Here is a 26,062-nt window from a genome sequence, read left to right on the forward strand (position 1 = left end):
ACTTATAGAAACGCATCGTTTAAAGATATAGCAATAGTATACTTAATTTTTAGTGCTTTTACTATTGTTTCAGCTACTTTAAATTTCTCAAGTATTTCTATAATCTGTAAGTTTTTTGAGACTCTTATCAGATATGCTTCTTTTTCTATATTTTATCAGAAAATTCTGATAATTTTGAAGGTTATAGTTTGTAAAATGGAGGGATCGGTATGAAGAAATTAAAAATGTTAGGATGCGTCGGTTTGCTTTTAGCTTTAACGGCTTGTCAGGCGGGAACGGGAAACTCGGTTGATAGTAACAAAGCAGCGGAACAAAAAATTGCAATTAGTTCTGAAGCGGCTATTTCGACAATGGAACCGCACACAGCGGGGGATACTACCTCGACTTTAGTCATGAATCAAGTTTATGAAGGACTCTATGTTTTAGGTAAGGAAGACGAATTAGAGTTGGGGGTCGCTGCCGAAGAACCAGCGATTTCTGAAGATGAAACCGTTTATACATTTAAGATTAGAGAAGATGCCAAATGGTCGAACGATGATCCAGTGACAGCAAACGACTTTGTTTATGCATGGCAACAAGTTGCTTCCCCTAAATCAGGGTCGATTCATCAAGCTTTATTTTTTGATGTCATTAAAAATGCTAAGGAAATTGCTTTAGAAGGCGCAGATGTGAATACTCTTGGGGTTAAGGCGCTAGATGATAAAACATTAGAAATAACTTTAGAACGGCCTACCCCTTATTTGAAATCATTACTTTCGTTTCCTGTTTTGTTTCCACAAAATGAAAAATATATCAAAGAACAAGGGGATAAATATGCCACTGATGCAGAACATTTGATTTATAATGGTCCTTTTAAATTGAAAGAATGGGATAACGCCTCTTCCGATGATTGGACCTACGAAAAAAATGATACGTATTGGGATGCTGAAAAAGTTAAATTAACAGAAGCAAAAGTTTCAGTAATTAAGAGCCCAACGACAGCGGTGAATTTGTTTGACTCGAATGAATTGGATGTAGTGAATAAGCTAAGTGGTGAATTTATTCCTGGTTATGTTGATAATCCAGCCTTTCTTTCGATTCCTCAATTCGTCACATACTTTTTAAAAATGAACAGTGTTCGTGATGGAAAAGAAAATCCGGCTCTAGCGAACAACAATATTCGTAAAGCGTTGGCACAAGCTTTTGATAAAGAAAGTTTTGTAAAAGAAGTCTTGCAAGATCAATCCACGGCTACAGATCAAGTAATTCCGCCGGGACAAACGATTGCACCAGATGGAACTGATTTCACAAAACTAGCTGCTAAGAAAAATAACTACTTAACCTACGATACAGCGAAAGCAAAAGAATTCTGGGAAAAAGGGAAAAAAGAAATTGGGCTGGCTAAAATCAAATTAGAATTTTTAACAGATGATACAGATAGTGCCAAAAAAGCTGCTGAATTTTTCCAATTTCAATTGGAAGAAAATCTAGATGGATTAGAAGTGAATGTTACTCAAGTTCCTTTTACTATTCGTGTTGATCGTGATCAAACGAGAGACTATGATTTAGAATTATCTGGTTGGGGAACCGATTATCGTGATCCATTAACGGTTATGCGCATCTTTACTTCGGATAGTACCTTGGGCGGTGTAACGTTCAAGAGTGATACGTATGATCAATTAATTCAAGAAACTAGAACAACACATGCGGCTGATCAAGAGGCTCGTTTAAATGACTTTGCTCAAGCACAAGATATTTTGGTGAATCAGGAAACGGTTTTAGCACCAATCTACAATCGAAGCATTTCTGTATTAGCTAATCAAAAAATCAAGGATCTGTATTGGCATTCATTTGGACCTACGTACAGTTTAAAATGGGCTTATGTTAACTAATTGAATGAAGGTAGGAAGGGGTTTGTCATGCTTTTAAAAAACTGTAAATTAGAAACAGGCTTTTCTACTGTGAATCAGCGAATTGTTGCGACAGAAACAGCTAGCTATGATATTCGAATTGAAAACGAGGTCTGTACTGCGGTCGCACCGCAGTTAAGGCCATTAGAGAACGAAACAGTTATCGATGTGAATCAGCAACTCGTTTTACCTGCTCTAAGAGAAATGCATATTCATATTGATAAAACGTATTTTGGAGGACCTTGGAAGGCCTGTCGTCCACTAACGAAAGGAATTTTAACACGTATTGAAGAAGAAACTTGGCTGTTACCTGAACAATTACCAACTAGTTTAGAACGTGCTTGCCAAGTTATTGAACAGTATATTCAACAAGGCCATTATCATATTCGCAGTCATTGTAATGTAGATCCATCTATTGGAACGAAACATATTGAAATTACTAAAGAAGCATTTAGTCGATATGAACAATACATTACTCATGAAATTGTGGCTTTTCCTCAACACGGATTACTCCGCTCACAAGTCGAACCTTTGATGCGCGAAGCCTTACGCATGGGGGCAACTCATGTCGGTGGCGTTGATCCAGCCCTTGTGGATCGTCATGTGGATCATTCAATCGCCAAAATGTTTGAATTAGCTACCACATTTAATAAAAAAATTGATGTTCATTTACACGCCCGTGATACTTTGGGACTTTATGAATTTAATAAATTTGTTGATTATACAGAACAAGCAAAGATGTTTGGCAAAGTCACTTTAAGTCATGCTTTAGCCTTAGGGGGCTTAGAAGAAGCAGCAATTAGTGGCATTGCGCAAAAATTCATCGAAACAGGTATTGATTTGACTTCGACTGTCCCGATTGGCATGCCCACCATGCCGATTCCAACCTTGGTTGAACAAGGCGTTAAGATTTCCGTCGCTCATGACAGTTTGACGGATCATTGGTCGCCTTTTGGCAGTGGCAATACAATAGAAAAATTAAATACAGCCGCTCAAAGATTTAAAATTAGCGATGAGTATCGCTTGAATCGTTTATGGGCCTTAGCAAGTAATTTTGTAACGCCTCTTGATCCTAACGGGCAGCGTGTTTGGCCTAACGTCGGCGATTCTGCAGATTTCCTACTATTTAATGCTGAGAGCACTGCTCACGTGATTGCCCGCCAACAGCCAATCCAACAACTGATACTAAAAGGACAACTGGTTGAAGCCGTTCAAAAGGGGGAAAAAGAATGACAGCATCCATTGTTTATTTGAATAATATTCGTTTAGAAACTGGTTTTGCTAAAGACCACCACGAATTAACGTATACTAAAACCGCACGCTATACTTTAGCGATTCAAGAAGGGAAAATCCAAGCGATTATTCCGCAAAATCAAGTTGCTGAAAAGCAACAAGGTACTGATTTAAACGGACAACTGGCTATTCCCGCTTTTCAAGAGAGCCATAACCACTTAGATAAAACCTACCTTTCATTAGGCTGGCGTGCTAGCCAACCTGTTAAGAATTTAAAAGAGCGTTTAGCAGACGAAGCCAGTGAACTTAAATTGTTAGCTCCGTCAACAGAACAACGAGCAACGGCCATGATTGAAAAATTGATTGGGTATGGAGCCTCTTATATTCGGACACATGTCAACATTGATCCTTATGTAGAACTAGAAAACTTCTGGGGCGTCAAAAGAGCCTTAGAAAAATATGCGCATGTGATTGATTATGATATTGTTGTCTTTCCACAGCATGGATTATTAAAAAATCCCCAAACGGTTTTACTCATGAGAGAAGCCCTAAAAAATGGTGGAACAATGGTTGGCGGTTTAGATCCTGCAGGCATTGATTATGCAATTGAAGAATCTTTAGAAACCATTTTCGATCTGGCAGAAGAATTTCAAGTAGGAATCGATATCCACTTGCATGATACGGGGGAAGTGGGTGTTTATACAATTGATAAATTTTTAGACATTTTGGAAGAACGAAAATTTACTCAGCGAACCGCTATCAGTCACGCCTTTGCGCTGCTAGATGTTCGACCAGCAGAAAAAGAAAAATTATACCAACGCTTGGCAACGCATCAAACGGCGATTATGTCTACAATTCCCTACGATCCTCGTTATTTATTGCCACCAATTGACGTGTTACGCCAAGCTGGTGTATCGGTTCATTTAGGTAGTGACGGCTTTTTTGACTCTTGGAGTTCTAATGTTTCAGGTGATTTATTTGAAAAATTACGAAATTTTTGTGAAATGACAGGAAAGATTACAGAAGAGCAACTTACTCAAGCTTACGTCCATGGCTGTGGCAAAGAAGCACCTTTTTCATTTGAAGAAGAACGCCTTTGGTTTACAGAAGGCGACGAAGCAAACTTTATCTTTACAGAAGCAGCTTCTACAGCAGAAGTGATTGCTAGAAAACCACAGAAACGCCAGATTATGTTGAAAGGACAATGGGTTTAACTTGCTTTAAAATTAGGTTGAAATAGAATGCTAAAAAGCCAAACAGAGGAAACAGTGTTCAACTATGAGCAACACATAGTGTTAGTCCTGCGGTTACTCGTCACAGTTTAATCCTTATAAAGTGCTTCTGCTCACAACGTGTATCAGCTTTTCAAGTTTGTTTTACTCACTTTAACATAGCACTTTTGCGTATCTTCCTTTATAATAAGACAAAATGAAGGAGATGAACCAAGCATGACTGAACAAACGAGAGAAAACAAAAAAGCAGCCTACGAATTGTGCTTACAACAATTGAGCGGTTTGTTAGAAATAGAAACGGACACTATTGCAAATCTAGCAAACTCGTCCGCGTTACTTACACAAACGTTACCAGATACCGTTTTTGCTGGGTATTATTTATATAAAGATGAAGAATTAGTTTTAGGGCCTTTTCAAGGGAAAGTCTCTTGTACCAGAATTAAAATGGGCAAAGGTGTCTGCGGTGAGTCAGCAGAAAAACAAGTTACATTGATTGTTGATAATGTGAAGACACACGCCAATTATATTTCTTGTGACTCGGCTGCGATGTCTGAAATCGTTGTGCCGATGGTGAAAAATCATCAATTGGTTGGTGTTTTAGATATTGATAGTGGTGTAACAAATAGCTATGATGCGGTTGACCAACTGTATTTGGAAAAATTTGTTACCTTATTGCTAGAAAAATCAGATTTTTAAGCAGACTATTTTTGCTTTCTGAAAAGTCATGAGAAAATAAAGTATAAAATTTGATCATGAAAGAAGGTGAGTCATTTGTTAGAGCTGTATATAAATTTTAAAGGTGAAGCAAAAGAAGCAATCGCGTTCTATGAAGATGTTTTTGATACAAAATGTCAAAATTTAATGACTTTTGGCGAAGCACCTGAAGATCCTGAGCATCCTATAAACGACGAAATAAAGGATTTAGTGATGAATGCAAGTATCATTATTGAAGGAACCTATGTAATGATTTCAGATGTTCCTGATATGTTTGGTTTTGAAGTTACGGAAGGAAATAACCTTTCGCTCGTGGTTAGCACAGATGATGATGAAAAAATTGAACGCTTATTTAAACGATTATCTGAAGGTGGCACTGTTACAATGCCATTATCTGAAACTTTTTGGTCCAAAAAGTATGGTTCCCTAAAAGATCAGTTTGGCATCCATTGGATGTTTAATTATTATGAAGAAGATTAAAATAAAAAAGCCACAATCCACTATTTTCATTGGATTGGGGCTTTTTTATTCATGAAAGAATTGCTTCTTAGCGATTTGATACTGCCGTTGCTTTTCTGTCCAAAATTGCTGATCGTTTTCATCAATTTTGCGAATGACTTTTGCTGGATTCCCCCCAACAATTGTGTTCGCAGGAACGTCTTTTGTAACGACAGCACCAGCAGCAACAATCGCATTTTTTCCAATTGTAACGCCAGGTAAAATGGTAGCACTTCCGCCAATCCACACGTTATCTTCAACAATAATTGGCGTACCGAATTCTAATTCTGCAGTTCGAATCATTGGATCAGTTGGGTGGCCGGCAGTATAAAAGCTAGCACGAGGACCAACCATGACATTATCACCGAAGATGATTTTGTTTACATCTAAAAAAATGCAATCCATGTTTGCATAAAAATTTTCTCCTACCTCAATATGGCGACCGTAATCTACATGGAGGGGCGGGTTGATATATAACAGCTTGCCAGTTTTTCCTAATAATTCTTTTTCTAGGGCCACAATTTCTTTCACATTATCGATAGGAAGTTGATTGATTTTTTGAGCTAACACCTTGCCTTTTGTCGAGTTATTTTCGGGTAAAATGGTGGGGGCGTAATATAATTCGCCTTTTAACATTTGCATGTAATCAAAGTCATTTTGTGTCATGTAAGCGCTCCTTTAGGCTTTTTCTCTATTGTATCAAATCAATACAATAAGTCGAGGAATATGTAAAATAAAAAAGGACAGATAGCAAAATAGCCTTGCTTATCTATCCTTTATCAAAGGTTATCCAATTTTTTTAACTCTCCCGCCAATTTTATCTGCTAATTTTTGTGCTTCTTTTTCAGAGTGGTAAACTAAACAACCTGATTTATCACGCGTACGTTTACCATCTGCAGTTAAATAGCCATGAAAAAACTTGATTGCATACATAGACATCACCACCTTTCTAATTGAAAATAGTGTAAATGGAGCGATTAAAAATGTCAAATAATAGAATGCCCTTAACCCTTCTTCTCTTTTTTAGCTCATAGATAAGCTTGGTTAAGAGCACCATGTTACTTAAAAAATTAGTTTGAAACGGGTCGTTGAATGAAATTCCTGTTCAGGTGAGAGGGTGATAGAACCGAACAACGGAAATCTTTCAGCACCAGGACAGACTTGGGTTTCAAAGGTGAGCGCTCCGTGATTGACTAATTGTTGCCCTTGAATATCGGGACCGTTATCAGCAAAATTTGCTGAAAAAATAACAACTGAAGGTTGATCAGTGAACATCTCTAAGGTGATATCTTTAGTAGGACTTTTTAAGATAACATCCGGGTTAATTAAATCATGATTGGTTAAGATGAAAGGGTGATCGAAGCCGTTCATCTTTTGGATTTGTTCATCGTTACTTGAAAAAACCTCAGCTAATTTTTTAGGTTTTTGTAAATCAAAAGCTGTCTGGTCGACGGAAGCTAATTCTCCAAGCGGTAAAACTCTTTCATCAAGCGGGACAAACTTTTGGGCATTTATTTGTAACTCATGCGCATCAATGGGGATTGCAGGATTTCCAGTTAAATTAAAGTAGACATGATTGGTTGGATTAAAAAGTGTTTGTTCATCTGTAGTTGCCTGATACTCAATTTGCCATTCATTTTCTTCAGTCAATGTATACGTGACTGAAACAGTGAGGTTCCCAGGAAAACCATTTTCACCAGCAGGACTCTCTAGCCAAAATTTCACAGAAGGATTCACTTGTGCCTCTTGGATTTCGCTGTGCCATTTTTTACTTTCAAACCCAGGTGTGCCGCCGTGAAGTGTTGTTTGAGTAGGCGTATTAATCATCGTTTGATACGTTTTACCCGCTAGTTCAAAGGAGCCATCGGCAATTCGACCAGCTGTTCGACCAATTGTTGCACCAAAATATAAGTCTTTAGACAAATATTCATCTGCTGAGGGAAAGCCTAGCACGAGTGATCGGGATTCATTTTTTGTAAGAGGAACGTCGAGCGCAACAATTCGTGCACCAAAATCTGTTGCTTTTAAAGACACACCATTTTTATTCGTCAGTGTGTAAAGAAGCATTCCTTGTCCAAATGATTCAGTTGAAATAGTCAAAATAATCAATCCTTCCTTCAAGTAAATATTTAGTAAATTTAACTTTGTTATTTAGATTATTTAAATAGTCAAAAAGAAACGCTAAGAAAATAAATCTTTATTTAATTGTATTGTACACGTTTTCAACCGAAATGACAATTAAGAAAATGTTAAGTAAATATTTGCAAAAGTTTAGTAAATATTATACAATTTGTTTACTAGTGAAAGGAGCGATTAGTGATGGAAGAACTGTTAATGAATCGATTTGTAGAAATATTTGGTGAGAAAGGGACAGCCTGTTATTTTGCCCCTGGAAGAATTAATTTGATTGGTGAACATACAGATTACAATGGCGGTCATGTTTTCCCAGCGGCTATTACTTTAGGGACATTTGGTGTGGCAAGAAAAAGAGACGACCAAAAAATTCGGATGTTTTCTGATAATTTTAAAGAGGTTGGTCTCATCGAATTTACATTAGAAGATTTAACCTATTCAGATTCAGATGATTGGGCAAATTATCCGAAAGGTGTTTTAAATTACTTGATTGAAAGCGGACACAATATTGATTCTGGCTTAGATGTGCTCTTCTACGGTACGATTCCTAATGGTGCTGGCTTATCTTCTTCTGCTTCTATTGAACTTTTAATGGGAACGATCTGTAATGATTTATATGCTTTACACTGTCCAATGCTTGAATTGGTGCAAATCGGTAAAAAAGTGGAGAATGAATTTATTGGCGTTAATTCGGGAATTATGGACCAATTTGCCGTAGGGATGGGAGAAAAAGATCAAGCTATTCTACTAGATACCAATAATATGCACTATGAAATGGTTCCCGCCAAATTAGGTGAGTATACGATTGTCATTATGAATACTAACAAACGTCGTGAATTAGCAGATTCAAAATATAATGAACGCCGTGCAGAATGCGAAGAAGCCGTTCGTTTGCTTCAAAAAGAGTTATCTATTGAGTTTCTAGGTGAATTAAACAGCGAGACATTTGAACAATATCAAGCATTGATTGGAGATCCAACGTTGATTAAACGAGCACGTCATGCCGTCACAGAAAATGAACGAACTTTATTGGCAAAACAAGCGCTAACTGAAGGGGATTTGGAAGAATTTGGCTTATTATTAAATGCCTCACATCGTTCGTTAAAAGAAGATTACGAAGTAACTGGCATTGAGTTGGATACCTTAGTGGCTTGTGCGCAAGAACAACCAGGCGTTTTGGGTGCACGGATGACTGGTGCAGGGTTTGGTGGCTGTAGTATTGCTTTGGTACCAAAGCAAAAGATAGACGCATTTATTGAAGCTGTTGGCCAGAGTTATCAAGATAAAATTGGCTATGCTGCTGATTTTTATCCTGCATCAATTGATGATGGTGCCAGAAAGTTATTTTAGAAAGGAAGGCTTAAAATGTCTATTTTAGTATTAGGTGGCGCAGGCTACATTGGCTCACATGCCGTTGATCAATTAATTTCAAAAGGCTATGCCGTTGTGGTTGTTGATAATTTATTAACGGGGCACCGTGCAGCAGTTCATGAACAAGCGACTTTCTATGAAGGCGATATTCGTGATAAAGCTTTTTTACGTAGTGTCTTTGAAAAGGAATCAATTGAAGGTGTGTTGCACTTTGCGGCCAATTCTTTAGTGGGAGAATCCGTGGAGCAACCGTTAATGTATTTCAATAACAATGTTCACGGCACTCAAATTGCCTTGGAAGTCATGCAAGAATTTGGGGTGAAACACATTGTTTTTTCTTCCACAGCAGCCACTTATGGCGAACCAAAAGCAATGCCTATTACAGAAGAAACCCCAACGAATCCTAAAAATCCGTATGGGGAAAGTAAATTAATGATGGAAAAAATCATGAAATGGTGCGACAACGCTTATGGAATGAAATATGTTGCTTTGCGTTATTTTAATGTCGCAGGAGCAAAAAAAGATGCCTCAATTGGGGAGGATCACACGCCAGAAACGCATATTGTGCCGATTATTTTACAAGTAGCATTAGGCCAACGAGCAGAGCTAAGTATTTTTGGGGATGATTATGATACACCAGATGGCACGTGTATTCGAGATTACGTTTACATTGAAGACTTGATTGCAGCGCATATTTTGGCTTTAGAATACTTGAAAAATGGCGGTGAAAGTGACGTCTTTAACCTTGGTAGCAACAACGGCTATTCTGTTAAAGAAATGTTAGATGCTGCTCGCGAAGTGACAGGTCAAGAAATTCCTGCGACAATCGCGCCACGCCGAGCAGGGGATCCTAGTACGTTAATTGCTTCTAGTGAAAAAGCCAAACGAGTTTTAGGCTGGCAACCAAAAGTAACTGAGGTCAAGGACATTATCGCCACCGCTTGGCAATGGCATGTGAAACATCCTCAAGGCTATAATGAATAGGAGAACATCAGATGATGAAAGAAAGTAGTAAATGGATTGCTGCATTTGTAGAGATAATCATAGAAAATGGCGATTGGACGGAAACAGACCGCTATTATTTGACGAATCGGATTGCCAAACTAGTTGGCTGTGATTTTTTTGAACAACCAGAGGCGGTTGACTGTGAGCAAGAACCGTTGAGTGTGGTGGAACATCTTTTAAACATTGCACAAGCCAATCACCAAATCGATGGCTCAATTACGGAAGCAGAGCAACTAGAAGCGGAGTTAATGGATTTTATTACGCCGACCCCAACCACTATTAATCGGAAGTTTATGGACTATTATCAAGAGTCTCCACGAAAAGCAACGGATTATTTTTATCAGTTATGTAAAACGAATAACTACATTAAAACGAAAGCAATCGCCAAAAATATTATTTTCCCAATGGACTCACCCTATGGTAAACTAGAAATTACCATTAACTTATCGAAGCCAGAAAAGGATGCTCGAAAAATTTTGGCTGAAAAGAAAATGAGTCAAAAAAAATATCCAGCGTGTATGTTATGTATGGAGAATGAAGGCTATTATGGTCGTGTGAATTATCCAGCACGGACAAACCACCGGATTATCCGACTAAATTTAGAGGACGAAGCTTGGGGCTTTCAATATTCGCCATATGCTTATTATAATGAGCATGCGATTTTCTTGGACCAACAGCATCGAGAAATGAAAATCGAGAAAAAAACGTTCCAGCGGCTCCTTAAAATTACGGAGTTATTCCCTGAATATTTTGTGGGCTCTAATGCAGATTTGCCAATTGTTGGTGGTTCTATTTTATCTCATGATCATTACCAAGCAGGACGGCATACATTTCCAATGGATTTAGCACCAATGGAAAAAATTTTTTCTTTGAAACAATATCCTGGGATAACTGCTGGTATTTTAAAATGGCCGATGTCTGTGATTCGTCTTCAAAGTGATCATCAAGAGGAACTAGTTGAGGCAGCCGAATTAATTTTGACCAAATGGCGCAATTATTCTGATGAACGAGTCTCAGTTCGGGCCTATTCAGAAGATGGCACACCGCATCATACGATTACGCCAATTGCTCGACGCAAAGGGTCATTGTTTGAATTGGATTTAGTTTTACGAGATAATAATGTTTCGGAGGAATTTCCAGATGGCATTTTTCATCCACATCCAGAAGTACAACATATTAAGCAAGAAAATATTGGCTTAATTGAAGTAATGGGACTAGCTATTTTGCCACCAAGGCTGGCACAAGAATTAAGAGAAGTCGAAAAGTATTTATTAAAGCAACCCAATCAAATTGCTGAAAGCCATCGAGCTTGGGCGGATGAACTCAGCCAGCAAACCATCACTGAAGCCAATGTCAAAGAAGTGATTCAACAAGGAATTGGGACGATTTTTGTTCAAATTTTAACAGATGCCGGCGTCTTTAAACGTGACGAAGAAGGCCGTCGTGCTTTTGAACGGTTTATTCAATGTATTGAAAATGATTAATTTGAGGTGAGGAACATCGTAACCATTAAAGATATAGCAGAGCAAGTCGGTGTTTCTTCAGCGACAGTTTCGAGAGTTTTGAACTATGATGAAACATTATCAGTTAGTGATGAAACGAAGAAGAAAATATTTGAAACAGCAGAAACGTTAAATTATAAAAAACGAGCCAGAAAAAAACAAGCAGGCAAAAAGAAAATTCGATTTGTCCAGTGGTTCAGCGATCCAGAAGAGCTGGATGATATCTACTATTTATCGATTCGTTTAGGTGTTGAAAAGAGAGCAGAGGAATTGGGTTTTCTTTTAGTCAAAGAATCTCTGACAAACCTGTCTCAAAAAAGATTTGATGGGACAATTGCCCTAGGAAAATTTGATGAAAAGCAAGTGGCGTCCTTAGCCGCCTTAGGCGCACCTCTTCTATTTGTAGACTTTGATGCAATGGTTTTTGGCCAAAACTCCATTGTTGTTGATTTTGCTGGAAGTGTTAAAACAATTGTGCAAGAATTTTTGGCGCAAGGGCATCAGAAAATTGGTATGCTTTCTGGGCAAGAATATACGAAAGAGTCCCGTGTGGCATTGGTTGATTCACGTTTTGTTGCTTTTAAAGAAACGTTAAAAGATCTGGACCTTTATCATCAAGAATGGGTTGTCGAAGCAGCTTTTTCTGTTGAAGAAGGCTATCAAGCGATGAAAGACTTTATTGAAAAAGCGGACACTCGTCCAACCGCTTTTTTCGCTGCAAGTGATACGTTGGCAATTGGTGCGATGCGGGCGTTACAAGAAGCAGCCATTCGTGTGCCAGAAGATATTTCTATCATTGGTTTTAATGATATTAGTGTCGCAAAATATGTTTCACCCACATTAACAACAGTCAAAGTTCATACTGAATGGATGGGCGAGCTAGCCGTTGAGACAATGAAAGAGTTATGCTTGAATACACCACCAGTTCCTAAAAAAATTATTATCGGAACGGAATTCATTCAGCGAGACTCAACGAAACGTTCATCAAAATAACAGCAAAACTTGGAGAGTTTTTTCCAAGTTTTTTGCTCTTTTCTGCTGGTTTTCAACAATCAAGAAAATGGAGGGAAACAGATGCAACCGAAATTAATTATTTTACGTGGTAATTCTGGTAGTGGCAAAACAACGATAGCTAAAGCGCTTCATCAATGTCTTAAAGAACAATCGTTATTGATTTCTCAAGATGTGGTGCGCAGAGAAATGCTTCGTGTTAAAGATGAAACAGGTAATCTAAGTATTGCTTTGTTAAAACAGTTGGTAGCTTTTGGTTATCAAGAATGCCAGTATGTGATTGTTGAAGGGATTTTTCAAAAAGCCATTTATCATTCCTTTTTTCAGGAAATAATTCATCTCTTTGAAGGAAACGTTCAGGTTTATTATTTTGATATTTCTTTTGAAGAAACGCTGAAAAGACATAGCCAGAGAAACAAGAATCAAGAATTTGGTGTCGTGGAAATGAAACGTTGGTGGCTACCAGAAGATTATTTAGGGCTTCCGGGAGAACAGCGGTTATCTGAACAACTGTCTGAAAAGCAGATTATCAGGCAAATTTTAGCAGATATTCAGTAGTAAGTGCTGCGCTTTTTAGAGAAATGGATGTTGTGGTATGATAAAAAAGAAGGAGTGGTTTCAATGGATTACCAAGAACGATTAAAAAATTTACCACCTGAAGTCATGACAGCTTTTTCAGAATCATTTATTTTTTTAATCAGTAACGATAAAGTTCAACATTTCCCTGCTCGAGACTTAACGCAAGCTGAAATGATTCAACGAGTGAAAGAGAAATTAGGTGAAGCGGTGACGTGGTCCTTATGGCAAGGGTTCGTTATTGCTGTTAATTCAGAAGAAACATGTGTTGCTGTTTTGCCCAAATATCATCAACTCGATGGTTTTTGAAAATGAATAAGGGAGCGGAGAATTATTCGCTTCGTTGTATAAAATGAAAACGTTTTTTTGGAGGGGAGGCTGATGTCTGAGCTAGTGGTTATTAGAGAAATGCAAGAGAAAGATATCTTAGCGCTGGATACTCAATTTGTCCAACAAGGTTGGCCAAGTCGCCAAGAGATTTTAATGAACTATTTAGAAGAACAATTAGTCAAGCAACGAACGGTTTTTGTAGCGGAGAAAAAGGCAACGCTGTTAGGTTATGTGACGTTACTGCCATTAGCTAAGGAAGGACCTTTTAAAAATTTATATCCTGAAATAGCTGATTTCAATGTATTCTTACCATTTCAAAAACAAGGAGTGGGGCGGTTATTATTAAATCGTGCAGAAAATGTTGCCAAAAGTTATGCAGATACTGTTTCTTTGGGAGTAGGCCTGCATCCTGGTTATGGTGCAGCGCAAAGATTATATATCAAACAAGGATATGTGCCAGATGGTTCAGGAGTCTGGTTTCAAAATAAGCAGCTGAAACCAAACGATCGGTGTGTTAATGATGATGCGTTAGTTCTTTATTTATCGAAAAAACTATAGAGTAGCCAAAGTAATATTCTATAAATATCATTTAGGAGGTTGTTACCCTTGATTAGAAAAATGAAGCCAACCGATGCAGCGGCGTTAACTATCATTAATAAAGAACAATTGGGCTATGAAGTTCCCGTTGACGTGACCTGTAAACAGATTGAAAAATTACTACTAGCCAGTGACAGAGAGTTTTTATATGTTTATGAAGAAACGAAGACAGGTAAGATTTTAGGCTATATGCATGCGCAACTGTATGAAACAATTTATTCCCAAACGTTATTGAATGTTCTGGGATTAGCAGTCGCAAAAGAAGCAGAAGGCCGTGGGATTGGCAAACAATTAATGACGAAACTAGAAACGGAAGCCAAAAAGTGTAACTTGTCTGCGATTCGCTTAAATTCGGGAGAACAGCGTATAGCAGCACATCAATTTTATGAACACATTGGCTATATTTCTGATAAAAAACAAAAGCGATTCATTAAATACTTGGATACTTAATTTATGTCTTTAAAAAATAACAATTTCCTTTAAAAAAATAAGTAAAAACTAGTGAAATTTTCAGCGAATTAGTGTAAAATGTATCTCAATGACTCAACGAGTGTTTCAGCCGAAACACTGTCAAAGAAAGTACATACAAAGAAACAGAAATAGCCATTTTTGATGGCTGTTTTTTTATGGAGGAGGCAAATTATGACGAAAAAAAATAGTATGATGTACTTAGCAATTTCTAACTTATTTCTTGTTTTTCTAGGCGTAGGCCTAGTCATTCCCGTAATTCCCCAATTAAAAGAAGAAATGCATTTTTCTGGTACCACAATGGGAATGATGATTTCTATTTTTGCGATTGCCCAATTAATCACATCGCCAATCGCAGGTGTCCTTTCGGATAAAATTGGTCGGAAAAAGATGATTGCGACGGGCATGTTGGTTTTTTCAATTTCTGAGTTATTATTTGGTTTAGCCCAAGCGAAAAGCGGTTTTTATATTTCTCGTGGTTTAGGTGGGATTGCAGCCGCTTTATTAATGCCGTCAGTGACAGCCTTTGTGGCAGATATGACCACGATTTCTGAACGCCCGAAAGCGATGGGACTTGTATCAGCCGCAATTAGTGGTGGTTTTATTATCGGACCAGGAGTTGGTGGTTTTATTGCTTATTTAGGTATTCGCGCCCCATTTTTTGCAGCCGCATTTTTAGCGTTTATTGGTTTTATTTTGACATTAACTGTTTTGAAGGAGCCAGAGAAACGAATTTTAGCCGCTGTTGAAGCGAAAAAAGGTTCATTTATGGATATTTTAAGAAATCCAATGTTTACCTCATTATTTGTGATTATCTTAATTTCCTCTTTTGGTCTGCAAGCGTTCGAATCTATTTATAGTATTATGGCGACCATTAATTTCGGCTTTACCACAAGTGAAATAGCAATCGTGATTACGGTTAGTGGTATTTTAGCGTTGATTTGTCAGTTGTTTTTCTTTGATGCAATCGTCCAAAAAATAGGTGAAATGGGCTTAATCCAATTAACCTTTTTTGCAAGTGCCATTTTTATTGCCGTGATTGCCTTTACAAAAAATAATTTAGTTGTTGTGTTTTCAACGTTTATTGTCTTTTTAGCGTTTGACTTGTTTAGACCAGCAGTAACCACTTATTTATCTAAACATGCTGGAGATCAACAAGGAACCATCAATGGGCTAAATTCGACATTTACAAGTTTTGGTAATATTTTAGGACCAATGGCAGCAGGTGCATTATTTGATATCAACCACTTTTTCCCTTATTATGTTTCAGCAGTGATTCTGTTAGGAACAGGCTTTTTATCATTATTTTTAAATCGAAATAAGATGTAAAAGAAAAAATAAGTATTTGGAATATAATAATTCCGAATACTTATTTTTTTGATCACCAACCGTTCTGGAAAAAAAACAAAAAATAAACAGTGTTCGCTTGATTAATCGAACGTTTGTTCGTATAATGATTTTGCAAGTGAGGTGATGTTTGTGAAATTTGATTATGAAAAAGAACCTAGTCGCGATATTCTTTGTATTGATTGTAAAAGTTTTTACGCTAGTGTAGAATGCGCAGAACGTGGGTTAGATCCGTTGAAAACGATGTTGGTAGTGATGAGCAATGCCGAAAATGCGGGGGGATTAGTTTTATCAGCATCGCCAATGGCAAAAAAAGTTTTAGGTGTTTCAAATGTTACGCGTAAAAATCAAGTGCCCGCTCATCCTGATTTATATGTGGTTCCGCCACGAATGAATTTGTACATGAAAAAGAATCAAGAAATCAATAATTTATATAAAAAGTTTGTCGCAGATGAAGATCACTCTGTGTTTAGTGTAGATGAATCATTTCTTGATGTAACGGCTTCTTTAAGTTATTTTCATTGTGAAACCGCCTATAAAATGGCTCGGATTATCCAAAGAGTCGTTTATAATCATGTGGGTATTTATGTGACCGTTGGGATAGGGGACAATCCGTTACTGGCTAAATTGGCGTTGGACAATGGCGCCAAACATTCGCCAGATTTTATTGCAGAATGGCGGTATGATCGTGTACCAGATACTGTCTGGCAGTTGCCTTCTTTGACAGATTTTTGTGGGATTGGTCGCAGAATGGCTAAACGACTAAATCGTTTAGGAATTGATTCTGTATATGAATTAGCGCAAGCGAATCCGCATCTTTTACAAGAAACATTTGGCGTGATGGGGCTTCAATTGTATGCTCATTCATGGGGAATTGATCGTACTTTTTTAGGAAAAAAAACGCAACGTAAAGCTGAAAAATCATTTGGGAATAGTCAGATTTTACCGAGAGATTATGCGCGAAGAGATCAGATTGAACTAGTCTTAAAGGAACTGACAGAGCAAGTGGCTGCTCGTTTAAGAAAAGCGCATTGTCAAACGGAATGTATCACAGTCTACGTTGGTTATTCCAAAGGACAAATTGACCGTGAAGGACGAACTGGTTGGCGAAAACAACAAACGATTCCTGCAACAAACAATACAAAAGTTTTGATCACCCATGTATTAGCCCTTTTTAGAGAACACTATCTAGTAGGAACCGATGTCCGACAATTAGGTCTTTCTTATGGAAAATTAGTTTGGAATGAATCTTTACAATTAGATTTATTTTCGGTACCAGAAGAGCAAATTAGTGAAATGGAGTTAAACTATCTGATTGATAAAATCCGACAAAAATTTGGCTTTCAAGCTTTAATCCATGCCTCTTCTTTGTTAGAAGGCGCGACAGCAATTCATCGTTCAGGATTAGTGGGTGGACATGCTGGGGGAAATGTCGGTTTAGGAGGATAACATCATGAAACGAACAAAAAAAGAATTTACACCTTATAATGAGTACCACGATCGGCCCTTTGAACTGAAATGGGCGACTGCTTTTGCATTGGGGGAGTTACAAGAAGGAATCGAAGCTTCTGACGAATATTCTAAGAGAGCGTTTGAACGCTTACCGCAACAGACAACAGAAGAAATTGAAGAATACTTAGAGCAGTCTTTAAAAAATAACCAAGTTTTAGAAATCCAATTGAATACTTTGGATGATTTTGGCCGCGTTCAGCCGCCAATTATCGGTGTTTTTGAAGGGATGAGCTCAATGGAGCATGCAAAAGTTGGACATACACATATTTTATTTGAAGATATTCGTCATATTAAAAGTCATGAGTTTACAAAGTGGTCGAGCCTTGATTAAAAAACTATTGTTATACGTGCGTTTTGTGAAAACATATGAGATAATGTTCATAGGTAATAGAAATAAAAATTATGGAGGTGGCTAGGATGGGACATCATTTAAAAGGACACCATGGTAAAAAAACAAATGCAAGTGGCGGCTTTTTAACAAAGTTATTGGCAGGTGGCGCCTTAGTGGGCGTAGGAAAAAAGTTATACGACAATCGTGAAAAAATTAAAGAGCTGTTAAGTGATGACAAAGAAAAAAGCAACGATACTGAAAACAAATAAAGGACTGGATTGACGGAATGGTAAAAGATGCAGCGTATATTATTGAAGAGATTACCACGATTTTAGAAGGAACCTATTTTGTGATAACCAAGAAAGCGAATAATCGCCGCATGTGTTTACATGTTTCAGATACCGCGAAAGAATTTTTACGTTGTCGACTGGAGTATGAAGCATTTTTAGAGCAACAGTTTGATTATGCCACAATGTTTTTAGAAACATGTACGGAAGATGTTTCTGTTGAAATTCAAATGGGACTACTTGAAGAAACAAATTATCAAGCATTAACCGTGGAAAAATTACAACAGATAGCCACTAAAATGTAATGCAGCTGTTGTGTTAGTTGTGATTCTTAATTTGGTTAAGGAGGCGGATAAAATGTCAGTATATCAACATATTTTGGTTGCTCTTGATGGCTCAGATCAATCTGAAAAAGCTTTTCATGAAGCTGTCAGGATTGCCAAAGAGGAACAAGCCACTCTTTATTTAGCTACAATTATTAATGATGCTGAATTTACGACGAGTCCCTTTTCTTTTGAAGAATTGTATGATTTAGAAAAACATAAGTCAGAAGAGATGCTCACTGAAAAGGCAAAACAAGCGAGTGAAATTGGTGTAAAAACAGTTAAAAAAATTGTTGAACTTGGGAGCCCAAAACGCTATCTTGCCAACACGATTTCTGAAAATTATGCCATAGATTTAATTGTGCTAGGGGCCACGGGAAGAGGCGCTATTCAACGAACCTTGATTGGTTCTACTACAGATTATGTGGTTAATCATGCTTCGTGCAATGTCTTAGTCGTTCGCTAATTGTGAGTAAATAATCAAGGACACAATGTTTTATCGGAGCGTTTTTTTAAATTAAACGAGAGGTGAGTTTATGAAAACAAAAATCGGAAAAACAGTTATCTTGTCAGCGTTTTTATTCACAAGTTTCTTTTTGCTGAGTGGCTGTACCTCGGCTGGCGAAGAGATGGAAAAGACAATTGATCGACAGAAAGAAAAAGTCGATAAAACTGTCGATAATCAGAAACATCAAAATGAAAATTCCCTGGAAAGTTACGACGAAAAAGTTGACCGTTCTTTAGATAGTCAAGAAGACAATATCGATACTACTGAGTAACGGGAAAGCTTTGAACTATCGGCTAGTAAATAAATAGTATACAAAAGGGAGCATCCGCTGCAGTTATTTCTCACAGCGGATCCTCTCTTTTGTGGTTAAAAAGAAAAAGTTAACTGCTCCCCAACAGTTAACTTTTAATCATGTTGCACATAGTTAAAACACTCTATATATCATTTATATCATTTGAAACTGGTGGTGTAAAAAGAAATCTCTTGAAAAGAGTATCTATTTGTAGGAAAAGATGGGCATAAAAAAGAGAAACTTTAATAGGGAAATAAAAAAGCATTTTTTCACTAATAATAGATATTTAAGTTTTTATAGCAACAGTTTATTCATGTTGCAACTTTTATCCTTCTATAGTAGTATTATGTTTAAAAAATTAGGAGGTGCGTTTGATTGACAAGTGACACGTCAGAAGGCGAGCAGAGATTCTTAATGTGTTTAGCCTACTTTTTAATTGAATAATTTATAGGGAAGTTCAGTATTGATAGCAAGTATGGGCTATTAAATGATGAGCTTATTTGCACTATAAAAAAATAATTAAGAAAGTTAGGTAAATAAATGGAACAGATAAAAGAGTATCAATTGAGTACAGAAGAGATTTTAAAAAAATATGAAATAAAAAATTTAGAAAACGGTTTAACAGCAAAGCAAGTAGAAGATAGTATTTTGAAATATGGGGTAAACAAACTAGAAGCTAAAACGACTCCTAAATGGAAATTGTTGCTTCGACAGTTTAACAATATGATTATTTATATTTTGTTATTTTCCGCAGCTTTGACGCTGTTCATGGGACATACTTCAGATACTATTATCATTGTTCTAGTAGTTTTTGTAAACGCGCTGATTGGGTACTATCAAGAAGCTAGTGCGACAAATGCATTAGAAAAAATAAAAGAACTTCTTTCTTCAAAAGCAACCGTTTACCGACAAGGTGTGAGAAAGGACATTCCAGCTGAACAGGTAGTAGTGGGAGATGTAGTTTTTTTAGAGGCTGGTGACAATGTTCCAGCAGATTTACGAATGATTGAAGCAGATAATTTACGTATACAAGAATCCGCTTTAACAGGAGAATCAGATTCTGTTGAAAAAGTTACGACTCCGATAATCGCTGAAGATACACCTTTAGCAGAACAAGTTAACTTAGCTTTTGCTTCTACGGATGTTACTTCTGGAAGCGGGATTGGTTTGGTGATAGCAATAGGAGAACAAACAGAGATAGGAAAAATATCCTCTGAAGTAAACAATACAGAAACCAGAAAAACTCCGTTAATGAAAGAAATCGATAGTTTGGGAAAAGGGATTACTTACGTAATTATGTCAGTAGCGATTGTTCTTTTTCTGGTAAGTTTGTTTCTTGAAACTTACTCTCTGTCTGTTTTATCTCTGGCTGTCGTGACAATGATTGTCGGCTCTATTCCTGAAGGCTTGCCTGCTACTACTTCCGTTGTTTTAGCAATGGGTGTGAGCGATATGGCTAAAAATAAACATACCATTGTTAAGACTTTACCTGCTGTGGAAACTTTAGGCTCTGTAGATGTAGTAGCTACGGATAAAACAGGTACATTAACCAAAAATGAAATGACAGTAAAAGACATCCTATTATATAAAAAAGAGTACCAAGTGACGGGCGATGGCTACCAGCCAACAGGACAAATTTTATTTGAAAATAAAAAAGCGTCATTAGATGAGAAGCTAAAATTGTTTTTAGAAATAGGCTTTGAAGCGAATGATACAGTTTTGGTAAAAGAAGAAAATCATTGGTCGATTAACGGAGAACCAACTGATGGTTCATTTCTTACTTTATACTATAAGCAATTTGATTATCCTAACCAACCTAGTTATGAGGAATTGGACATGTTGCCTTTTGACTCGGAGTATCGCTATATAGCAAAACTTATTAAAAATGAAAAGGGCGAGCAATTTATTTTTATAAAAGGATCGCCTGATAAGCTTTTGCCCATGGCAGAAAAAGCAGATCAAACTTTTGATACGAAGTATTGGTATGAACAAGTTGAAAAACTATCCAAAGAAGGAAAACGAGTAGTAGCGGTCGGGTTCCAAAAAGTTTCTTCAGCTATAACAGAAATTACGCATGATTTTTTAAAGAACGGTATTCAGTTAGTCGGGATTGCAGGGATTATTGATCCGCCAAGAGAAGAAGTCATTCAAGCGTTAGGTGAAATGAATCAAGCAGGAGTTCATGTTAAAATGATTACAGGGGATCATCCCTTGACCGCCAAAGCAATTGGGGAAAAATTAGGATTGGCACCAACAATTCGTGTCATAACCGGCGGTGAACTAGATAAAATGACTCCAGAAATGTTTCGTGAAGCTGTTTTGGAAAATCAAGTTTTTGCAAGAACGACGCCTAAAAATAAGCTTGATATTGTCAAAGCCCTTCAAGAAAGCGGTAAAGTTACTGCAATGACAGGTGATGGTGTCAATGATGCCCCCGCGTTGAAACGAGCAGATATTGGGGTAGCGATGGGAAAAAAAGGAACGGACGTAGCCAAAGACTCTGCAGATATGATTTTAGCAGATGATAATTTTGGTACCCTATCGGTGGCAATTAAAGAAGGACGTCGCATCTATGACAATATAAAAAAGAGCATTCTCTTTCTTTTACCAACTTCTTTTGCTGAAGGTTTAATTATAGTATTTACCATTTTAATGCAAAAAGAAATGCCTCTACAAGCAACCCAACTACTATGGATTAATATGGTTTCCGCAATTACTATTCAGTTTGCGTTTATCTTTGAACCGGATGAAGAAGGTATTATGAAAAGAAAACCAAGGAAAACTGGAAATCGTTTATTGGATAATCATGATATTTGGCAAATGGCCTATGTTTCAATAATAATGGCTTTAATTAGTCTTATTTCTTATGAGTGGTTATTAACTCAAGGTGTAGGACAAGCGGTAGCAAGTACTATGATGATTAATATTGTTGTTTTAAGTAAAATCTTTTATTTATTTAATATTCGAACAACACAACCATTTTTCTCTAAAAGCTTATTTACAAATCCAAAAGCTTTTTGGATTATCGGTATAATGGTCATATTGCAACTAATTTTGACTTATGTTCCATTAATGCAATCAATTTTTTATACGGCTAATCTGTCCTTGTTAGCTTGGGTAATTTCAATCGTTTCAGGTATGATTATCCTATTTATTACAGAAGTAGATAAGTATATAAGGAATGTGAAACGTAAGAAAAAAAGAAATGACGTACTTCCCAAGTCTTAAACTTGGAGATAAATGCTCAGGTGAGAAAGCCAATAAGAAGGAATTTCCCAAAGATGGTATAAAAATAAAAAAAGCGAAGAATGAACTGATGGTGTGCAGTATTCCGCATTTCATTTCGGTTGCATCAAATTCCATGTATGGAACATGCTAGAATTGATGGTCTTGGCTCTTGAAACTAAACACTGTTTTCTCAATAAATGTTCGTCGCAATTTAGCCTTCTAAAATCCTATTACGATCGCGTCATAAAATAAAAAAATAATTAGGTGAAAACAATGGAAATACATTTTGAAAAAGTAACAAACAATAATCGTACGGCAGTGGAAAACTTACAGGTCTTCGCGGAACAACAAGACTTCATTGAATCAATGGCAGAAAACCTGAAAGAATCGGACCAATCTCCAGAATGGGAGTCGGCAGGTATTTATGACGGCAATCAATTAATCGGCTATGCCATGTATGGACGTTGGCAAGATGGGCGCGTTTGGTTAGACCGCTTTTTAATTGATCAACGGTTCCAAGGACAAGGTTATGGGAAAACAGCTTGTCGACTTTTAATGTTAACACTAATAGAAAAATACCAAACAAACAAGCTATACTTGAGTGTTTATGATACGAACAGCTCAGCAATTCGGTTGTACCAACAACTTGGTTTTGTATTTAATGGTGAATTAGATACGAATGGCGAGCGGGTAATGGAATGGACATATCAGAATAAGTAGATAGAACAGGTGAGACAAAAGCCACAGCGCATTTTGTTTCACTTGTTTCTTTTAATTGGCTTCATTTGTTTACTTTTAGTAAGTAAAATGGTAAATTTAGTTCAATCTGTTTTGAAAAAAAGAGTTACTGGAGGGTAAGGAAGAAAATAGAATTTTTCCATGATGTTATTTGTAGTTTTTGTTTTCCAATGTCTGATCGCATGCATGAGATTCAACAAGAATTTCCTGAAATTGAATTAATCCATCGGTCGTTTGCGTTGGGGTGGTCAGCAAACGATTTTGAAACAATGTTTGGCTCACGAGCAGCAGTAAAAGAAGAAGTTTTGACGCATTGGGTGCATGCCAATCAAAACGATTCAAAGCATCGTTTTAATATTGACGGGATGAGGAAGCAACGATTTGATTTTCCAACATCAAAGAATGCATTATTAGCAGCAAAAGCAGCTGGATACATTGGCAACCAAGACACCTATTGGTTACTGTTTGATAAGTTACAAGAAGGTTTATTTGTGAGAAGTTTAAATATTGAAGAGCCAAAAGTAATTGAGGAGCTAGTAAAAGAGACAACGATTGATTTTGCTTTATGGAAAGAAGCTGTTGCTTCCGAGGCTGTTTGGACGGCGGTTCAAGAAGATTTTGCGCTAGCTTCTGCTTATGGTTTACAAGGAGTTCCCGCACTAATCATTAATCAAAAATATTTAATTAATGGTGCAGTACCGAAACAACAAATCAGTCAAACTATTCAAAAAATTCTCGCAGAAGAAAACCAACAGCAACCGTTAGTTTCATTAACTACTTCTTCTGAAGAGTCAGCTTCGTGTGAGTTTAAGGAAGGCACATGGACGTGTCATTAAGCGGCATAAAATAACGTTATTCTTTGACAAAACGAAAGACTTCTGTAATAGTTAATGCGGGGGTGATAATATGTTTAACGCGTATAGAGAATACTGGAATAATATTACAACAATGAATGCGTCAGCAACACGAGCACAATATTGGTGGCCACAATTAATTAATTATTTAGTGTTAGGGATTTATTCAGCAATTACGGGCGTTTACAGATATATTGAAGTAACACCCAATGATGGAACAATCATTAAAGAATGGAATACTGTGACTATTATCTTTTTCTTGTTGACTGCTTTAATTTGGTTGGCAAACTTTACTGTTCGAGCAAGAAGATTGCATGATCGCGACCACAGTAACTGGTGGATTTTATTCTATTTACTTCCTTTTATCGGTACTTTAGTGATCTTCATTACATTAATTTTGCCAAGTAAAAGTCACACAAGATGGCCAGTGAATCAATCAGAAATTTAATTTACTGGTTTCGTTTAGCTGATTATCTTAAGAGTGAAAATGAGGTCGGGACAGAACCGTTTAGCTCCGAGAAATAAGAAGAAATTTCCGAAAATTGCTCTTTAATTTTTGGAGAATTTCGGCTTATTTCCGAAGGAGTTGGTTCTGTTCCCGCCGTTTATCAGGTTTTGAGCTTGGAACAAAAATCCAAAGAGATTTTTGTCCCAGGCTCATTTCCTACGTTTAGTCAAGTGTTTTTTCGTTTATTTTTATCACGAAAAAAAAGTATACGAAATAAGCCTAATAAATTAGAATTTTTTTTATTAGGTGTGCTATAATCTATTTAAGGATATATTCCTTATTGGTCGTTAGAGGCCGTGTATGAGTAATCATACGGACTTGAATGTCGTACCATTGAGTGGAGACATTTCAAGAGCTTGTTGATGCAGGCGATGAGCGCAACCTTATGCTTTTTGGGCGAAGGTTGCGTTTTTAGTTTATAGTAATAGTCCACCAAATGATTGGGGCCCGCCGCTTGTTGCCTGATCATGTTCATCATAATAAAATACAAATTCTTTCGTGCCTTTGGATTCCCATGTTTATTCATGTGTTCTTGGGCAATATATTTTCCAGATTGATACCTCCTGGTATCAACACCGACGAAAGCGTTCAATTGTTTATGAGAAGAAAAACGACGAATGTCCCCTAATTCACCGATCATGAGTCCAGCAGAAAGTTCACCAATCCCTGGAATACTTTGATACAAATCAAATTCTATTGTTTGTTGCGCAGTTTCAATTAATTGTTGAGCGAGTTGCTCTTTCGTCACCAGTAATTGTTTCAATTGTTGGGCATAGTACACCACTTTTTGAACAGAAATACTTTGTCTAGATTCTGCTGGATAAGAATTTTGCGCCAGTGAAAGTAAGGTTTGGGCTTTATTCAATGCTTTTTGATCGGAGATTTTTTTATCGGTATTTTTCTTCAAAAGATTTTTTACTTTTGTTTGACTCAAACCTTCTAAACAAGTAGGATGCGGGAACAGCTCGACAAGATTTAAGGCGAGTTTTGATAACCTGTTGGTGAAAAGTGTTTCCAATTCTGGAAAAGTTAATTGTAAAGCGGTATGCAGGTTCATTCTCATGCGTTTAATGTCCCCTTCAACTTGTTGATAAAAACGTGCTAAATCACGTGTTTGTTCATAGATTTCTGATTGCGATTGTTTTTGTTTCCGCAAAAATTGACCGTGTGTTTGTGCGAGACGATGGGCATCACGTTTATCCGTTTTTACTGAACGTAAGTCAATATTCAGTTGTCTTTTGGCTTCTAAAGGGTTTAGTAAACAATAGGCGAAATGATTCTTTTGACAAAACGTTTCAATGACTCTTGAATAAACACCCGTTGCTTCAAAAACGATTTGTGGTCGTTCTGGAAGAGCATAAATTTCTTGAAGAAGTGCATTGAAATGTATTTTATCGTGAAGAATTTCTTGTTCAAAAAGACAAGTATTTTCATGATAAATAACGGCATAACTTTTTCCCATTGAGACATCTAAAGCAAGTACATACATGATTTTCATCTCCTAAAAAGTATTGAAAGGTTCTTCACTGCTTCATTTCGTTCCTAATTTCCTTCACACGGGCTCGAAGCCCCAAC

At 37.0% G+C, this 26,062-nt stretch carries 28 protein-coding genes; 24 read left to right on the top strand and 4 right to left on the bottom strand.

Annotated elements, in window-relative coordinates:
* Positions 1–209: 209 nt before the first annotated feature.
* From IGI87_RS04925 to IGI87_RS04945, 5 genes are all read left to right on the top strand, one after another.
* Positions 210–1,871 (top strand): peptide ABC transporter substrate-binding protein, encoded by a 1,662-nt coding sequence (locus IGI87_RS04925; protein ID WP_438736395.1) that lies wholly within the window; start codon positions 210–212, stop codon positions 1,869–1,871.
* Positions 1,872–3,122 carry an amidohydrolase family protein gene (locus IGI87_RS04930; protein ID WP_438736396.1) on the top strand — a complete coding sequence of 417 codons (1,251 nt, stop codon included), beginning with the start codon at positions 1,872–1,874 and terminating at the stop codon, positions 3,120–3,122.
* Complete coding sequence (locus tag IGI87_RS04935) at positions 3,119–4,336, top strand: amidohydrolase (RefSeq protein ID WP_438736397.1); 1,218 nt, start codon at positions 3,119–3,121, stop codon at positions 4,334–4,336. The genes IGI87_RS04930 and IGI87_RS04935 overlap by 4 nt, the downstream gene beginning before the upstream one ends.
* 234 nt (positions 4,337–4,570) lie before the next feature.
* Positions 4,571–5,050, top strand: coding sequence for a GAF domain-containing protein (locus tag IGI87_RS04940; protein ID WP_113793776.1), 480 nt, complete (start codon positions 4,571–4,573; stop codon positions 5,048–5,050).
* Between the two features lie 66 nt (positions 5,051–5,116).
* A complete protein-coding gene (locus IGI87_RS04945; protein WP_104854254.1) occupies positions 5,117–5,548 on the top strand; it encodes a VOC family protein in 432 nt (143 codons plus the stop codon).
* Positions 5,549–5,593: 45 nt separating this feature from the next.
* On the opposite strand, the gene IGI87_RS04950 is transcribed toward IGI87_RS04945, so the two are convergent.
* The 3 genes from IGI87_RS04950 to galM form a co-directional block, all read right to left on the bottom strand.
* Positions 5,594–6,232 carry a sugar O-acetyltransferase gene (locus tag IGI87_RS04950; RefSeq protein WP_104854255.1) on the bottom strand — a complete coding sequence of 213 codons (639 nt, stop codon included), beginning with the start codon at positions 6,230–6,232 and terminating at the stop codon, positions 5,594–5,596.
* Positions 6,233–6,352: 120 nt separating this feature from the next.
* Positions 6,353–6,499, bottom strand: a complete 147-nt coding sequence (locus IGI87_RS04955; RefSeq protein ID WP_002384758.1) for a hypothetical protein — start codon at positions 6,497–6,499, stop codon at positions 6,353–6,355.
* A gap of 129 nt (positions 6,500–6,628) precedes the next feature.
* Positions 6,629–7,687 (bottom strand): galactose-1-epimerase, encoded by a 1,059-nt coding sequence (gene galM, locus IGI87_RS04960; protein WP_438736398.1) that lies wholly within the window; start codon positions 7,685–7,687, stop codon positions 6,629–6,631.
* Between the two features lie 198 nt (positions 7,688–7,885).
* On the opposite strand from galM, the gene IGI87_RS04965 reads away from it, so the two are divergent.
* The 19 genes from IGI87_RS04965 to IGI87_RS05055 all read left to right on the top strand — a co-directional run bounded on the left by IGI87_RS04965 (position 7,886) and on the right by IGI87_RS05055 (position 24,427).
* Positions 7,886–9,049 carry a galactokinase gene (locus IGI87_RS04965; RefSeq protein WP_438736399.1) on the top strand — a complete coding sequence of 388 codons (1,164 nt, stop codon included), beginning with the start codon at positions 7,886–7,888 and terminating at the stop codon, positions 9,047–9,049.
* 15 nt (positions 9,050–9,064) lie between these two features.
* The gene (gene galE, locus IGI87_RS04970) at positions 9,065–10,054 is read left to right on the top strand and encodes a UDP-glucose 4-epimerase GalE (RefSeq protein WP_113793779.1); all 990 of its coding nucleotides are present in this window, start codon (positions 9,065–9,067) and stop codon (positions 10,052–10,054) included.
* Between the two features lie 14 nt (positions 10,055–10,068).
* The gene (gene galT, locus IGI87_RS04975) at positions 10,069–11,559 is read left to right on the top strand and encodes a UDP-glucose--hexose-1-phosphate uridylyltransferase (RefSeq protein WP_174108333.1); all 1,491 of its coding nucleotides are present in this window, start codon (positions 10,069–10,071) and stop codon (positions 11,557–11,559) included.
* Between the two features lie 6 nt (positions 11,560–11,565).
* Positions 11,566–12,570: a LacI family DNA-binding transcriptional regulator gene (locus IGI87_RS04980; protein WP_113793780.1), complete on the top strand. Its 1,005-nt coding sequence runs from the start codon at positions 11,566–11,568 to the stop codon at positions 12,568–12,570.
* A 9-nt stretch (positions 12,571–12,579) separates the two neighbouring features.
* On the top strand, positions 12,580–13,146 hold the full coding sequence (locus tag IGI87_RS04985; RefSeq protein WP_174108329.1) for a kinase: 567 nt from the start codon (positions 12,580–12,582) through the stop codon (positions 13,144–13,146).
* A 27-nt stretch (positions 13,147–13,173) separates the two neighbouring features.
* Positions 13,174–13,473 (top strand): hypothetical protein, encoded by a 300-nt coding sequence (locus tag IGI87_RS04990; protein WP_002390034.1) that lies wholly within the window; start codon positions 13,174–13,176, stop codon positions 13,471–13,473.
* 72 nt (positions 13,474–13,545) lie between these two features.
* A complete protein-coding gene (locus IGI87_RS04995; protein ID WP_002358143.1) occupies positions 13,546–14,052 on the top strand; it encodes a GNAT family N-acetyltransferase in 507 nt (168 codons plus the stop codon).
* Between the two features lie 48 nt (positions 14,053–14,100).
* On the top strand, positions 14,101–14,541 hold the full coding sequence (locus tag IGI87_RS05000) for a GNAT family N-acetyltransferase (protein WP_438736400.1): 441 nt from the start codon (positions 14,101–14,103) through the stop codon (positions 14,539–14,541).
* A gap of 192 nt (positions 14,542–14,733) precedes the next feature.
* Entirely contained in the window at positions 14,734–15,888 is a 1,155-nt protein-coding gene (gene emeA / locus IGI87_RS05005) for a multidrug efflux MFS transporter EmeA (RefSeq protein ID WP_002358140.1), read from the top strand.
* A 144-nt stretch (positions 15,889–16,032) separates the two neighbouring features.
* Positions 16,033–17,355: a Y-family DNA polymerase gene (locus tag IGI87_RS05010; RefSeq protein WP_164982879.1), complete on the top strand. Its 1,323-nt coding sequence runs from the start codon at positions 16,033–16,035 to the stop codon at positions 17,353–17,355.
* A gap of 4 nt (positions 17,356–17,359) precedes the next feature.
* Entirely contained in the window at positions 17,360–17,749 is a 390-nt protein-coding gene (locus IGI87_RS05015; protein WP_113793782.1) for a hypothetical protein, read from the top strand.
* A 71-nt stretch (positions 17,750–17,820) separates the two neighbouring features.
* Positions 17,821–18,018 carry a hypothetical protein gene (locus IGI87_RS05020; protein ID WP_002375234.1) on the top strand — a complete coding sequence of 66 codons (198 nt, stop codon included), beginning with the start codon at positions 17,821–17,823 and terminating at the stop codon, positions 18,016–18,018.
* A 17-nt stretch (positions 18,019–18,035) separates the two neighbouring features.
* The gene (locus IGI87_RS05025) at positions 18,036–18,341 is read left to right on the top strand and encodes a hypothetical protein (protein WP_280212252.1); all 306 of its coding nucleotides are present in this window, start codon (positions 18,036–18,038) and stop codon (positions 18,339–18,341) included.
* Positions 18,342–18,393: 52 nt separating this feature from the next.
* Positions 18,394–18,825 (top strand): universal stress protein, encoded by a 432-nt coding sequence (locus tag IGI87_RS05030; protein ID WP_104854264.1) that lies wholly within the window; start codon positions 18,394–18,396, stop codon positions 18,823–18,825.
* A 70-nt stretch (positions 18,826–18,895) separates the two neighbouring features.
* Positions 18,896–19,138 carry a hypothetical protein gene (locus IGI87_RS05035; protein WP_104854265.1) on the top strand — a complete coding sequence of 81 codons (243 nt, stop codon included), beginning with the start codon at positions 18,896–18,898 and terminating at the stop codon, positions 19,136–19,138.
* A 561-nt stretch (positions 19,139–19,699) separates the two neighbouring features.
* Positions 19,700–22,387 (top strand): HAD-IC family P-type ATPase, encoded by a 2,688-nt coding sequence (locus IGI87_RS05040; protein WP_280212256.1) that lies wholly within the window; start codon positions 19,700–19,702, stop codon positions 22,385–22,387.
* Between the two features lie 273 nt (positions 22,388–22,660).
* A complete protein-coding gene (locus IGI87_RS05045; protein ID WP_113793783.1) occupies positions 22,661–23,107 on the top strand; it encodes a GNAT family N-acetyltransferase in 447 nt (148 codons plus the stop codon).
* A gap of 188 nt (positions 23,108–23,295) precedes the next feature.
* Positions 23,296–23,961 (top strand): DsbA family oxidoreductase, encoded by a 666-nt coding sequence (locus IGI87_RS05050; protein ID WP_438736401.1) that lies wholly within the window; start codon positions 23,296–23,298, stop codon positions 23,959–23,961.
* 70 nt (positions 23,962–24,031) lie between these two features.
* Positions 24,032–24,427, top strand: a complete 396-nt coding sequence (locus IGI87_RS05055) for a DUF805 domain-containing protein (protein WP_002358131.1) — start codon at positions 24,032–24,034, stop codon at positions 24,425–24,427.
* Positions 24,428–24,764: 337 nt separating this feature from the next.
* Here the strand turns inward: IGI87_RS05055 and IGI87_RS05060 are convergent, their stop codons facing one another.
* Entirely contained in the window at positions 24,765–25,985 is a 1,221-nt protein-coding gene (locus IGI87_RS05060; protein WP_438736402.1) for an IS110 family transposase, read from the bottom strand.
* Positions 25,986–26,062 lie beyond the last annotated feature (77 nt).

Origin of the sequence: Enterococcus sp. DIV1444a (genome assembly GCF_051712125.1) — a bacterium.
Lineage (GTDB): Bacteria > Bacillota > Bacilli > Lactobacillales > Enterococcaceae > Enterococcus > Enterococcus faecalis.

Excerpts from the sequence above, each read along its gene's own strand:
- IGI87_RS04925 (WP_438736395.1), top strand. The coding sequence starts at position 210 with ATGAAGAAATTAAAAATGTTAGGATGCGTCGGTTTGCTTTTAGCTTTA.
- IGI87_RS04935 (WP_438736397.1), top strand. The coding sequence starts at position 3,119 with ATGACAGCATCCATTGTTTATTTGAATAATATTCGTTTAGAAACTGGT.
- IGI87_RS04940 (WP_113793776.1), top strand. The coding sequence starts at position 4,571 with ATGACTGAACAAACGAGAGAAAACAAAAAAGCAGCCTACGAATTGTGC.
- IGI87_RS04950 (WP_104854255.1), bottom strand. The coding sequence starts at position 6,232 with ATGACACAAAATGACTTTGATTACATGCAAATGTTAAAAGGCGAATTA.
- IGI87_RS04955 (WP_002384758.1), bottom strand. The coding sequence starts at position 6,499 with ATGTATGCAATCAAGTTTTTTCATGGCTATTTAACTGCAGATGGTAAA.
- IGI87_RS04965 (WP_438736399.1), top strand. The coding sequence starts at position 7,886 with ATGGAAGAACTGTTAATGAATCGATTTGTAGAAATATTTGGTGAGAAA.
- galE (WP_113793779.1), top strand. The coding sequence starts at position 9,065 with ATGTCTATTTTAGTATTAGGTGGCGCAGGCTACATTGGCTCACATGCC.
- galT (WP_174108333.1), top strand. The coding sequence starts at position 10,069 with ATGAAAGAAAGTAGTAAATGGATTGCTGCATTTGTAGAGATAATCATA.
- IGI87_RS04990 (WP_002390034.1), top strand. The coding sequence starts at position 13,174 with ATGTTGTGGTATGATAAAAAAGAAGGAGTGGTTTCAATGGATTACCAA.
- IGI87_RS04995 (WP_002358143.1), top strand. The coding sequence starts at position 13,546 with ATGTCTGAGCTAGTGGTTATTAGAGAAATGCAAGAGAAAGATATCTTA.
- emeA (WP_002358140.1), top strand. The coding sequence starts at position 14,734 with ATGACGAAAAAAAATAGTATGATGTACTTAGCAATTTCTAACTTATTT.
- IGI87_RS05010 (WP_164982879.1), top strand. The coding sequence starts at position 16,033 with ATGTTTGTGAAATTTGATTATGAAAAAGAACCTAGTCGCGATATTCTT.
- IGI87_RS05015 (WP_113793782.1), top strand. The coding sequence starts at position 17,360 with ATGAAACGAACAAAAAAAGAATTTACACCTTATAATGAGTACCACGAT.
- IGI87_RS05020 (WP_002375234.1), top strand. The coding sequence starts at position 17,821 with ATGGAGGTGGCTAGGATGGGACATCATTTAAAAGGACACCATGGTAAA.
- IGI87_RS05025 (WP_280212252.1), top strand. The coding sequence starts at position 18,036 with ATGGTAAAAGATGCAGCGTATATTATTGAAGAGATTACCACGATTTTA.
- IGI87_RS05030 (WP_104854264.1), top strand. The coding sequence starts at position 18,394 with ATGTCAGTATATCAACATATTTTGGTTGCTCTTGATGGCTCAGATCAA.
- IGI87_RS05035 (WP_104854265.1), top strand. The coding sequence starts at position 18,896 with ATGAAAACAAAAATCGGAAAAACAGTTATCTTGTCAGCGTTTTTATTC.
- IGI87_RS05040 (WP_280212256.1), top strand. The coding sequence starts at position 19,700 with ATGGAACAGATAAAAGAGTATCAATTGAGTACAGAAGAGATTTTAAAA.
- IGI87_RS05045 (WP_113793783.1), top strand. The coding sequence starts at position 22,661 with ATGGAAATACATTTTGAAAAAGTAACAAACAATAATCGTACGGCAGTG.
- IGI87_RS05050 (WP_438736401.1), top strand. The coding sequence starts at position 23,296 with ATGTCTGATCGCATGCATGAGATTCAACAAGAATTTCCTGAAATTGAA.
- IGI87_RS05055 (WP_002358131.1), top strand. The coding sequence starts at position 24,032 with ATGTTTAACGCGTATAGAGAATACTGGAATAATATTACAACAATGAAT.
- IGI87_RS05060 (WP_438736402.1), bottom strand. The coding sequence starts at position 25,985 with ATGAAAATCATGTATGTACTTGCTTTAGATGTCTCAATGGGAAAAAGT.